General features: G+C 61.7%; 10 protein-coding genes and 1 tRNA gene. 6 read left to right on the top strand and 5 right to left on the bottom strand.

The window, feature by feature from the left end; all coding sequences use genetic code 11:
* The first annotated feature begins 47 nt into the window (after positions 1-47).
* Positions 48-124 (top strand) — tRNA-Met (locus tag IEV53_RS08185).
* Here IEV53_RS08185 and IEV53_RS08180 read toward each other — a convergent pair.
* The gene (locus IEV53_RS08180; RefSeq protein ID WP_188426307.1) at positions 81-1,805 is read right to left on the bottom strand and encodes a recombinase family protein; all 1,725 of its coding nucleotides are present in this window, start codon (positions 1,803-1,805) and stop codon (positions 81-83) included. The genes IEV53_RS08185 and IEV53_RS08180 overlap by 44 nt on opposite strands.
* A 599-nt stretch (positions 1,806-2,404) precedes the next feature.
* On the opposite strand from IEV53_RS08180, the gene IEV53_RS08175 reads away from it, so the two are divergent.
* The gene (locus IEV53_RS08175) at positions 2,405-4,468 is read left to right on the top strand and encodes a ParB/RepB/Spo0J family partition protein (protein WP_188426261.1); all 2,064 of its coding nucleotides are present in this window, start codon (positions 2,405-2,407) and stop codon (positions 4,466-4,468) included.
* A 287-nt stretch (positions 4,469-4,755) separates the two neighbouring features.
* On the opposite strand, the gene IEV53_RS08170 is transcribed toward IEV53_RS08175, so the two are convergent.
* From IEV53_RS08170 to IEV53_RS08160, 3 genes are read right to left on the bottom strand one after another with little or no spacing between them, the layout of a single operon-like run.
* Positions 4,756-5,019 carry a hypothetical protein gene (locus IEV53_RS08170; RefSeq protein ID WP_188426260.1) on the bottom strand — a complete coding sequence of 88 codons (264 nt, stop codon included), beginning with the start codon at positions 5,017-5,019 and terminating at the stop codon, positions 4,756-4,758.
* A 1-nt stretch (position 5,020) separates the two neighbouring features.
* A complete protein-coding gene (locus IEV53_RS08165) occupies positions 5,021-5,992 on the bottom strand; it encodes a caspase family protein (protein WP_188426259.1) in 972 nt (323 codons plus the stop codon).
* 9 nt (positions 5,993-6,001) lie between these two features.
* Complete coding sequence (locus tag IEV53_RS08160; RefSeq protein ID WP_188426258.1) at positions 6,002-6,373, bottom strand: TIR domain-containing protein; 372 nt, start codon at positions 6,371-6,373, stop codon at positions 6,002-6,004.
* 511 nt (positions 6,374-6,884) lie between these two features.
* On the opposite strand from IEV53_RS08160, the gene IEV53_RS08155 reads away from it, so the two are divergent.
* The 4 genes from IEV53_RS08155 (at position 6,885) to IEV53_RS08140 (ending at position 10,898) form a co-directional block, all read left to right on the top strand.
* On the top strand, positions 6,885-8,087 hold the full coding sequence (locus tag IEV53_RS08155; RefSeq protein ID WP_188426257.1) for a DUF932 domain-containing protein: 1,203 nt from the start codon (positions 6,885-6,887) through the stop codon (positions 8,085-8,087).
* Between the two features lie 83 nt (positions 8,088-8,170).
* A complete protein-coding gene (locus IEV53_RS08150; RefSeq protein WP_188426256.1) occupies positions 8,171-8,599 on the top strand; it encodes a hypothetical protein in 429 nt (142 codons plus the stop codon).
* Entirely contained in the window at positions 8,599-9,645 is a 1,047-nt protein-coding gene (locus tag IEV53_RS08145; RefSeq protein WP_188426255.1) for a DUF7146 domain-containing protein, read from the top strand. The genes IEV53_RS08150 and IEV53_RS08145 overlap by 1 nt, the downstream gene beginning before the upstream one ends.
* A 323-nt stretch (positions 9,646-9,968) precedes the next feature.
* On the top strand, positions 9,969-10,898 hold the full coding sequence (locus tag IEV53_RS08140) for a DUF2493 domain-containing protein (protein ID WP_188426254.1): 930 nt from the start codon (positions 9,969-9,971) through the stop codon (positions 10,896-10,898).
* A 9-nt stretch (positions 10,899-10,907) separates the two neighbouring features.
* On the opposite strand, the gene IEV53_RS08135 is transcribed toward IEV53_RS08140, so the two are convergent.
* A complete protein-coding gene (locus IEV53_RS08135) occupies positions 10,908-11,117 on the bottom strand; it encodes a hypothetical protein (RefSeq protein ID WP_188426253.1) in 210 nt (69 codons plus the stop codon).
* Positions 11,118-11,229: the final 112 nt, after the last annotated feature.

The raw sequence follows: 11,229 nt of genomic DNA, 5'->3' as shown, positions 1-11,229 counted from the left end.
TCGGTCGCCGCCAGGTCCCCTGATCCACCCCACAAAAACACCACCCCCGCGGGGTGGAGCAGCCCGGTAGCTCGTCAGGCTCATAACCTGAAGGCCGCAGGTTCAAATCCTGCCCCCGCAACCAACGACGCTTGCGAATGACCATTCGCCACATTTCGCCGGGATCGTAGTGTGCGGTTCCCCGCAACCAACGATACTTGCGATACGAACGCATCAAGAACGCCACTGTCCGGATGGACCGTGGCGTTTTTCTTATGCGCCGCGAACTGCAGGATCGCCGCCAGGTCGCCGCGCAGGATGATCGCCAGTTCGCCGTCGGCCGGCTGGAGCGTGATCTGCGAGACCAGGGTACGCAGGCGTTCGGCCGCTTCGGTCTTCGTCTCTTCAGCCTGAAGGCTCTCATAGAGAGAGGCGATCCGCTGCTGATAAATCTCCGCCATGTTCGGATGGAGAAGGGGCGGCGGCTCCTCTGTATCTGTCAGCAGATGCGTCATTTCCGCCTTGCGAGCTTCGAGGGATTCCATTTCTGCCTTCATGGAGGACTGGTACATGCCGTCTTTGATGGCGGTAATGATTCCCTTGATCTGTTTTTCGATCCTGACGAGTTCGTTACGACGCGCCGCGAGGTCCGCACCGTGCTCCATGCGCAGGCGGTTCACCTCACGGGTGAACTCGTTGCAGAATTCCTTGAACAGGTCGGGTTCCATCAGATGCGTACGCAGCCCGCTAAGCACTGATGCTTCGAGGGCGTCGCGGCGAATGTTCAGGCGGTTATTGCAGGTGCCCTTGTTGCGGGCCGTCGAGCAGCCGAGCAGATCCTTCGAGATCATGCTGTAACCACCGCCACAACAGCCGCAGCGGATCAGTCCGGCAAAGAGATGGCGGGGGCGCCGACGCTCACTGAGGGCTTCGTTGCCGGTCTCGGGCATCGTGAAGGTCGTCTGCGTCTGCCGGGATTTCACGGCGTCCCACAGATCCTGCTCGATGATCCGTAAATTCGGGACGTCCTGGATCACCCATTCGGATTCAGGATTAAGGCGTGACACGCGCTTGCCGGTATCGGGATCCTTCAGATAGCGCAGCCGGTTCCAGACCAGGCGCCCGACATACATCTCGTTGTTGAGGATGCCGGTGCCACGTTCCCGATTGCCGTGAATGGTGGACGGCCCCCATTCGCGTCCCTGCGGACCCGGAACGCCATCCCGGTTCAGTTCCATGGCGATCGTGCGCGAGGACTTGCCGCGGGTGTAATCGGTGAAGATCCGCCTGACTGTGCGGGCTTCATCCTCGTTGATGGTCCGGTCGCCCCGGATGCGCTCACCCTTCGCGTCAAACTGGCGCACCACGTCATAGCCATAGGAATTGCCACCGCCGGACTTGCCGTCCTCGACGCGTCCGCGCAGCCCTCGCCGGACCTTCTCGGCGAGATCCTTGAGGAACAGGGCGTTCATGGTGCCCTTGAGGCCGATATGCAGGTGTGTGACGTCGCCCTCGGAGAGGGTGATGATCCGCACGCCGGAGAAGGTCATCCGCTTGAACAGACCGGCGATATCTTCCTGGTCGCGCGACAGCCGGTCCATGGCTTCGGCCAGCACGATCGTGAAGCGCCCGCGTGTGGCGTCCTGGATCAGTTCCTGAATGCCGGGGCGGAGCAGGGAAGCACCCGAGATCGCCCGGTCGGTGTAGCTGTCGACGATCGTCCAGCCCAGCTTTTCGGCGTGAAGCCGACAGAGGCGCAACTGATCCTCGATCGAGGCGTCACGCTGGTTTTCGGACGAATAGCGGGCATAAAGCGCGACCTTCACAATCCCATCTCCCTACTCCTGGAGATCGCGTCGCCTCGCGGCCTCCACTTCAGCGTTGACGAAATCCCGTGCGGCCTGACGGGCCAGAAGCCGGACCAGACTGACCAGCCGCGGATCGGCTCCACTGCGTAAGGGTGTCACGTTGGCGTCCGGGGCGTCGAGAACGAGCCGCAGCTTTCCAGCTATCGTATCGCGTTGGCGTGCCATCTTCCCGTCCTTTCTGCATGGACCTTTGGTTGGCTCTGACGGCACTCTGGATGTCGGACGGGATGGGCGTGAACAGAAAAATACGCGGAAACAAAGGGATGGATCATAAGAAGAGGGCTTCGGGATAGTCGCGAACACGCGCGGCTATCGCTATCGGCGCTATCACAAATTGGTGATATCGCGACTATAATAGTCGCAATTTATCGCGGTGCGTATCGACTCGCGGGTTGGCTGGCGCGGACCTGCGTTCCGTAAAGCCGTCTCTGCGCGGTTCCGTGGATGCGATCTGGTGTCTGGTGGGGCCGGGAGAGAGGAAGAGGAAAGTGGGGTTTTCGTGACGGATTCAAGGGTGGGAGAGAGGCTTCCGCCCGTCCGTCACGGAGTGTCCCGCCATGGCGAGCGCCATCCAGAAAATCGCCCTCAACGCGTCCCGTGATATTCCCTTCAACAAACTGGTGCTGTCGCAGTCCAATGTGCGGCGTGTGAAGGCCGGCCTGTCGATCGAGGAACTGGCCCGCGACATCGAACGTCGCGGGCTGCTCCAGAGCCTGAACGTGCGCCCTGTCCTGAACGGGGAGGGGGCCGAGACCGGGTCTTACGAGGTGCCGGCCGGCGGCCGCCGCTTCCGTGCCCTCGAATTGCTGGTGAAGCAGAAGAAACTGGCGAAGACCGCCCCTGTGCCCTGCGTCGTGCGCGAGGCAGGATCGGCCATTCTCGCGGAGGATGATTCCCTGGCGGAGAATGTCCAGCGCGTGGCGCTGCATCCGCTGGACCAGTTTCGCGCCTTTCGCGACATGCTGGAGAAGGGCATGTCCGAGGAAGAAATCGCCGCCGCGTTCTTCGTCGTGCCAGCCGTGGTCAAACAGCGCCTGCGCCTGATGACCGTTTCGGACAAGCTGCTCGAGATCTACGAGCAGGATGGCATGAAGCTCGACCAGCTCATGGCCTTCTCGATCAGCGATGACCACACCCGTCAGGAACAGGTCTGGGAGATTATTGCCCAGAGCCACAACCGCGAGCCCTATCTGATCCGCCGCATGCTGACGGAAAAAACCGTGCGGGCCTCGGATCGCCGCGTGCGCTTCGTCGGGCTGGACGCCTATCTTGCTGCTGGCGGCCCCGTCATGCGTGACCTGTTCGAAGCAGACGATGGCGGGTGGCTGCAGGATCCGACCCTGCTCGACCGGTTGGTCATGGAAAAGCTGTCGTCAGCCGCAGAGGATAACCGTGCCGAGGGCTGGAAATGGGTTGAAACGGCGCTGTCTTTCCCGTGGGGGCACACGCGGGACTTCGTGGATATCGAAGGCACGCCCGTTTCGCTTTCCGATGAAGAAGTCGAGCGTCTGACCGCTCTGCACCGCGAGCAGGAAACCATCGAGGCGGAATACGCTCAGGCCGATGAGTTCCCGGAGGAAGTCGATGCGCGCCTCGGTGAAATCGAGCAGGCCATCGAGGCGCTGGAAGAACGCCCCGTGTCCTTCGATCCGGCGGACATGGCTCGGGCCGGTGTCTTCGTCAGCCTGAATACTGACGGCACGCTGTTGGTCGAGCGGGGCTTCGTTCTGCCCGAGGATATGCTGGCGGAGGCCGAGGATGGTCACGATGAGTCCGAGGGATATGATGACGTGGTCGTTCATCACGGCACGGGTGACGATGTCGAAGGAATTGGGACAGAAGATACCTTCGATACCGAGTCCGAAGAGGACGACGGGCTGAAACCGTTGTCCGACCGTCTGCTGACCGAACTGACGGCCTGGCGGACGCTGGCGCTGCGGGATGCGTTTGCCGGCAATCCCCACATCGCGCTGACCGAATTCCTGCATACACTGGTGCGCGATATCTACTGGCAGGTCCCGGGCGCGGACTGCCTTGAGGCCTATGTTCGGGAAATTTCCCTTCCGGTTCATTCTCCCGACATGCTTGGCAGCCTGCCGGCTCATGCGTTGCGCCAGCGCAACGAGGGCTGGAAGCACGATCTGCCGGGCGACGAAGACGCCCTGTGGCGCTGGATCGACGGGCTGGACGACACCAGCCGTCTGGACCTGCTGGCGCATTGCCTGTCTTTCGGCATCAATGCGCTTTACGAGCGGACGGCACCCCACGGCGCGGTGTCGCAGCGCAGCGTCTTCGAGCGGGTGGCCCGCGCCGACCGTCTCGCCACCGTACTTCGGCTTGATCCGGCCGAAGCGGGCTGGCAGGCGACGGCGGAGAACTATCTCGGCCGTGTCACCAAGGCGCGCATCCTCGAAGCCGTGCGTGAGGCGCGGGGCGACGAGGCTGCTAACCGTATTGCCCACCTCAAAAAGCCCGACATGGCACGTGAGGCCGAGCGGCTGCTCGACGGCTCAGGCTGGCTGCCCGAATCATTACGCACAAAGGTCTTACCCGCGCGGACGGAGGCTGATAAAGCGTCCGATTACACAGTGGATGGCCACGTTGCGGTTGCAGCCGAATAGGGTTTCTCTGAATGAAAATGGCGACTTCCGATCTCCGGAAGCCGCTTTTTTCATGCTGTCATGTTACTCGGCGGTGCTTCGCTTCCGCCTTTTTGCGGACGTACAATGGCCTACGTTGTTCTCCGCATAGCGGATATGATTGAGCGCAGATAGCTGGGCCACTGGACTCGCACGACCACAGATTTTGCGTATTGACGAGTATTAGGTCAGCCAAAACTGAAGACTTACGGCCCGACGTCGCCATGTCAGCGGATAAGTACCTTTCGCGGTCGTGAGTCGTAGCCAGACTATTCCGAGGAGGCCCCATATGCTCGGGCAACGATCGGGAGATAACGCCTGACCTGTTCACGGTCGCTCTCCTTTTCCTTGTTGGTCAACTGCGCGTAGGGCGTCTCGATCAGCCGCTCCCACTTCGCAACGAGGTCGGCCGGTAGAACTAGGCTCCCGTCTGGCTTACGTTCACCCTTCCCATGCATGAAGCGCTGCCAATGTGACCACCTCTCATGTTCGATCGCGGCAAGCTGTTCCAGCAAGGCTTTTTCGTCTGACATCTCAAATCCGCCTCTTTAGAGCCAACCGACGATAGTGCTCGCCCAATGCAGTAAGCCGGACCGTGTCCGAGTTGATGGCAGCGTGATACATATGCGGCTGAGAGTTTGGGATCAGTAGATTTACCCGATTTAGCTTCTGAAGCTGAGAGAAAATCTTCGTATTTTCGGGATTTGCTATTGGATTGACGCCTTGGCTGGGGAGTTCGGGCTCGAAGCTGGGATCAAGCTGCAACTGGTGCCCGTGATCAGGGAATAACTTCGGGAGCGCCCGCAAAATCTCAATGTCGATTGGTGGCCGGACCTTCCGCAGCGAGACAAACCCGGAGACGTTGGTCTTGAACACTGGCCGCTGTGCCCAAGAGCCGAGTGATTGGTCGATGTGGGCATAAACGCTGCCGGGAGTTACTTCTCCTACCAGGTTGGCGGCAGCTCCCCCGAGAGCGTCGACCAGTAGATCGGTGAAGATGCCGCCTCCGCCGACCTCGGTCGCAGTCTCCTCCGCGCGCGATGCGGTGAGGATGGTGACGCCGGTCGTTACTTCGGATACGCCGGGCTTCAGCGGGTCGGCTCCGGCCGCCCCGCTGTGGCAGCTATCGAGAATGACGATACGGTTCTTCGCTCTTGAATGACCGGCAAGGGACATGATCTCGCCAAGCGCTAGGCCTTCGTCGCCCTTGCGACTGTCACTGCCGCAAATGTATCCACCTGTGGCTTCGACGTGCCCATGCCCCGCGAAGTAAAGCAGGGCGATATCGTCCTCCGACTTGAAGAGTTCGACTACTAGATCTTTCAGCTTCCGGAAGGTGATCTGATCGCGGTCGCTACTGGCAGTGACAAGCCGGACGTCGAAATTTGGAGAGCCGTCCGAATGGCTTTCCAGCATGGCTGATACACGGTGGGCATCGTTGACGCAGCCGGAGAGCGAGTTCCCGGTCGCGTAGTAGTCGACCCCTATAACGAGAGCCTTGCGCATTGCGTTACCTCAGAGGCTATCGATGAAGTTGGACAGGTTGTCCTTGGTCCAATCCTTGACCGTAATGCCAGCGATCGTGCTCTTGTCGTCGGCATAGGCGCGGATGCCGAGAATCGGCTTCTTCTCTTCCTGAGAGCAGGCGATTTCCCATTTCTGGCCCTCGGAGCCGCTGGAGTTCTTGCTGACCAGCGCGATCACCCCGTGACACCCCTTGATGCGGGTCCGCACCTTTTCCTTCCAACCCGTCTCGTATGCTTCTTTAACCGACAGATCGACATATTCGAACGTCGACTTCGGGTGGAGTGACTGGCCCTTCAACAAGTCACGCTGGCGCTCGTCCTCAATAGCGAAAGCAACAAACACTCTCTTCTTTTCAGCCATATTATCGTTTCTCATCTCATGCACTAATGTTATTAACACAGTCGGCGTTAGTCTAGATTATTGGCTTAGATCATAAAGCGAGATGCCATATCTAGTGGTGACCTCGCTTACTTCAGCAGCCTATTCTCCCGCCAGACCGGCCAAAAATCAAGACAGAGGACGGCAGGCCAAACAGTGCCACGAGGCGCCCAGAATGAACGTCCGAATGGCTGGCCGCAAATCTCGATTTCCGCAGGAGCGCCCGCTCCTGATTACTCTGGCGTTGGCACCGCACATCCGAGATGCGCGCCTAGCGGTTGCATAAATCAATGCTACGAATGGCTGCTGCCTCAGTTTCGCTAGCTAATAGCAGACATTCCGTTCTATCCCGCAAAGCTGTCGTTCCGCGCGCGGTGAGCGGCCCCCCGGAGATTGGTCAGGCGCGATTTTCCATGCTGGCTCGACCGGAAAGGGGTGAGAGGGAGGCTTCGCCTCTGATGCCGAATATCCGGCATTTAGAGGAGAGTTTTCCATGACCACGACAACCATCCTGCCCCCCGCGTCCCGTGGTGCCGCGTCTGGCGGCTTCCGTATCGACCCGTCGCGCGGGGAGCGTAGCGCCCGCGTATCGTCCGAATGGTTCTCGCGTCCGGATGATGAGCGCTACCTGTCCCTGTCCGACCTGCATGCCGCGACTCTGGCGCGCGCGGATCGGGCCACGGCCCGCACGGTGGAAAGCCGCGCCATTCGTGTGGAAGCATCGCGCGACAATGCCGAGCGCCTGACTCTGACCGTGCCGGGGCAGAACGAGCTGATCGCACCGACGCACTGGTCGTTCGGCCAGATGTGCAGTCTTGTCGGTGCGCCATCATCGTACCTGCGCAATCTTCCGGCTCCACTGGCGGCGATCAATCTCCAGCACGGCCTGCTGTCGCACCGCGCAGAACTGGTGAAAACGCTGGAAACCGAGGACGGCCGCGTCGAACTGCGTGCCGTAACCGGTCCGGATTATGGCCGCATCTGGGACCACGAACTCGTGGGCGCCGTGCGCAAGATTGCCGGCGATGGCACTGGTGACACCAACTGGAAAGTGCCGGGTGTGATCGACTGGGCCACCATGACCCATAATCCCTATGTCGATATCACCAAGGAAACCACCACGCTGTATGCTTCAGACAGGGATGTGTTTCTGTTTTTGGTCGACGATACCCACCCGATCGAGGCCGGACGCCTGCCCAACGGCGACCCCGATCTCTATTTCCGGGGCTTCTACGCCTGGAATTCGGAGGTCGGTAGCAAGAGCCTCGGAATCGCGTCATTCTATCTGCGCGGAGTGTGTCAAAATCGTATGTTGTGGGGTGTCGAAAATTTCGAACAGATCACGATCCGGCATAGCAAGTTTGCTGCTTCCCGTTTCGTGCATCAGGCCACACCGGCGCTCCGGAATTTCGCCACGGCCAGTCCGGCGTCGTTCGTCTCGGGTATTCAAGCGTCGCGCCGCGCTCTGGTGGCGAAGAACGATGACGATCGGGAAAGTTTCCTGCGTCGACGCGGGTTCTCGAAACCGGAAACTACGAAGATCATCGAAACAGTGCTGCACGAGGAGGGACGCAAGCCCGAGAGCGTCTTCGATTTCGTGCAAGGGATCACGGCCTTGGCCCGCACCAGGGCCAATCAGGATACGCGGCTGGATCTTGAGGAGAAGGCCCGCAGGCTGATGGAGCGTGCTTCCTGAAAGCCGCTTCTCTGTCTTTCCGCCAATACGGTTTTACGAGCCCGGCCACTGTGCCGGGCTTTTTCGTTTCGGGAGTTCTTCCGATGGCTGATTTCTTCACGCATTTTTCATGCGTGCTCGACGTGGGCACGGTGGACAATGCCGCAAAGGCGCTCGACCTCTACAATGAATTCATGGATGAACTGGCGGCGGAAGACCCGCCCTCTGACGGTTTTATCCTTTCGATCGTGCCTGAATATGGTGGCACGAAACTTTGGATGCACGATGAGACAACCGGCGATCCGCATCAGGTGGTGGAATTCGTGCTACGCTGTGCGCGAATATTCCGGTTGCGGGGCCGATGGGGATTCCAGTGGGCCAATAGCTGTTCACGTCCACGGATCGGCGCGTTCAGCGGTGGTGCGCATCTGCTTGACCTTGGCCGGCGCAAGACGATTTCGTGGATGACTACCGATCGCTGGCTGGCGATCGCCCTCGACGGAGGCAATCCAGACACAGGAGGGCAGGGGTAATGGCCGGGCATAATGCAGGCGATCTCGCCCGCCGTCTGGCGGAGAATGCGGAGGCGGTGTGCCGACGGTATCTTTCCGCGGGTCGCCGTCACGGCAATTACTGGGTGGTCGGTGACGTGCGGAATGCGCCCGGCCAGTCGCTGTTCCTCCGGCTGCACGACACCGCCAATGGCAAGGCGGGAAAATGGACCGACGCACAGTCGGGCGAACACGGCGACCTGCTCGACGTGATCCGCGAAAGCCTTGGTCTTGTGGATTTCCGCGACGTGGCCGACGAGGCGCGTGCCTTTCTCAGCCTGCCGCGTCCTGATCCGATACCATCGTCACAGGATCGCCCAGCCCGTGAGCGTGGCTCCGCCAGTTCTTCCGAAGCGGCGCGTCGGCTCTGGGCCATGTCCGGGCCGATCGCGGGCACGCCCGTGGAAGCGTATCTTCGTAGACGCGACATTACGCTTTTGCACGGAGCCAGTGCCCTGCGTTTCCATCCACGCTGCTATTATCGGCCGGACGAGGACGGTCCGACCGAGACCTGGCCCGCCATGATCGCCGCCGTCACCGACCTCGACGGCACCCTGACCGGGGTGCATCGCACCTGGCTGGCGGCGGACGGGCGCGGGAAGGCGCCGGTTGATCACCCGCGCCGTGCCCTGGGCGGACTGGTCGGCCATGCCGTGCGCTTTGGGGTGGCAGCCGACGTGCTCGCCGCCGGCGAGGGGATCGAGACGGTGCTGTCGCTGCGGCAGGTTCTGCCCGATCTGCCGCTGGCCGCCTGCCTGTCCTCGGCGCATCTCGCTGCCCTGATCTTCCCGCCGTGGCTGCGCCGTCTCTACGTCCTGCGCGATGACGATCCGGCCGGGGATCAGGCGCTGGCGACGCTGCATGCCCGCGCGGATGACGCCGGAATTGAGCTGATCGGTCTGTCGCCGCGGCTGGGCGATTTCAATGATGATCTCCGTGCCCTTGGACGCGGTGCGCTGCGGGCGATTCTGCATCCGCAGCTCGCGCCAGCGGACGTAGCACGGTTTCTGGAGGCCGCGGGCACCTGAGCGGGCCGGAAAGAGGGGCAGGCGGTTTCCGTTTTCGTCTGGCGGACCTGTTGTGCTTCCCGTCCGGCAGGTCCGCGCCCCGGCCTTTCAGGTGGGGAGCGGGCGTCAGCCGGGCCGGCCCTTCAATGGCGGAGGCCGGCTATTTTCCGTTGCGCCCCTGTGGGGGCGCTTTACATCGCGAAGCAAAATAGCCGGCCCCCTGCCATCCTTCGCTGCGCTGCGGCCGCGCGCGAGCGCGCGGTTCCGGCCCGTCCCTGGTCTGCCGCTATCCGCCCCCGGAAAGGCCGCGAAGGGCGCGGCCGGAGACCTGGGAGGACCGCATCATGACCCGCACGACTGACGATTTCGAACCGCCGCACGCCGCTTCAGCCACCGCCCACGTGCTGGCCGAACTCCAGATGTATGGCTACCGTCCCTTCGAGGACGAGCCCGATCCGAGGCCGCTGCCCGAAGCGCCGCGCATCGGGGGCGCGGTCGCCGACATCTTCGACGCCATTGCCGCGACGCTGACCGACACGCGGCTGGAACCCGACCTCGAGGCGCTTCTCTGGTCCACTGTCAACATCTTCCACCGCATGGTCGGTCAGGTCGAACGTGAGCTTGATCGCAACGAGCAGGCGCAGAAACGCGGGCAGCAGGAACAGGACGGCAGCGAGATCCGCTCGGTGGAACTGGAGCGGCTGGTCGCCGAAGGGCTGACCCTGATCGAACGTCGCAACGCCTACGAGATCTTCCGCGACGAGGCGCAGGAGCAGTTCGAGCGCCTGACCCTGAGCGCCTGGCGGCCGAAGAGCGGCTCGCTGGTATCGCGGCGGACCATGACGGCGTCGATGATCGACAGTCGCGACTTCCTCAATGCCCGCCGAAAGGCCGAAGGCGAACTGCTGGTGCCGCCCGGCCCCAAGGTGGTCGTGACCGGCGGTCTCGATTTCGACGACCATATCCTGATCTGGGACCGGCTCGACAAGGTCCGCGCCAAGCATCCCGACATGGTGCTGCTGCACGGCGGTTCGCCCAAAGGTGCCGAATTCATCGCCTCACGCTGGGCGGATCACCGCGAGATCGTGCAGATCGCCTTCAAGCCGGACTGGACGAAGCATGCCAAGGCAGCGCCCTTCCGCCGCAACGATGCGCTGCTCGACACCCTGCCGATCGGTGTCATCGTCTTTCCCGGCACCGGCATCCAAGAGAACCTGGCCGACAAGGCGAAAAAGTTCGGTATCCCGGTCCTGCGGTTCGGAGGCGGCGCATAAGCGCCGTCTTCAGTCCGGATCGCCCGTGACCGCGATCCGGGCGGAACGGGCATAGAAGGCCAGTTCGGTGTCGCCGGGCACCAGAAGATCGAGCAGGCTCTTCATGTCCTGCATGTCCGAATAGGATTGAAACGGCCCCGGCTGCCGTTCGATCGCCAGCACCGCGATGGCGAGCGCCTTTTTGACCAGATGCAGTTCCCGTCCCGTGATTTCCGCCATGATGTCCTCTCCCTCGGAGGAGATAACGATGCACGTCCGCGTGCCGGACGCCAGTATGATTCTCGTTCCGTCGACACATCATTTTCGCTATGATGCGGGTTGCGCCGTGGTG

The organism is Asaia siamensis, from assembly GCF_014635085.1.
GTDB lineage: Bacteria > Pseudomonadota > Alphaproteobacteria > Acetobacterales > Acetobacteraceae > Asaia > Asaia siamensis.
This window is presented reverse-complemented; position numbering and strand designations above follow the sequence as displayed.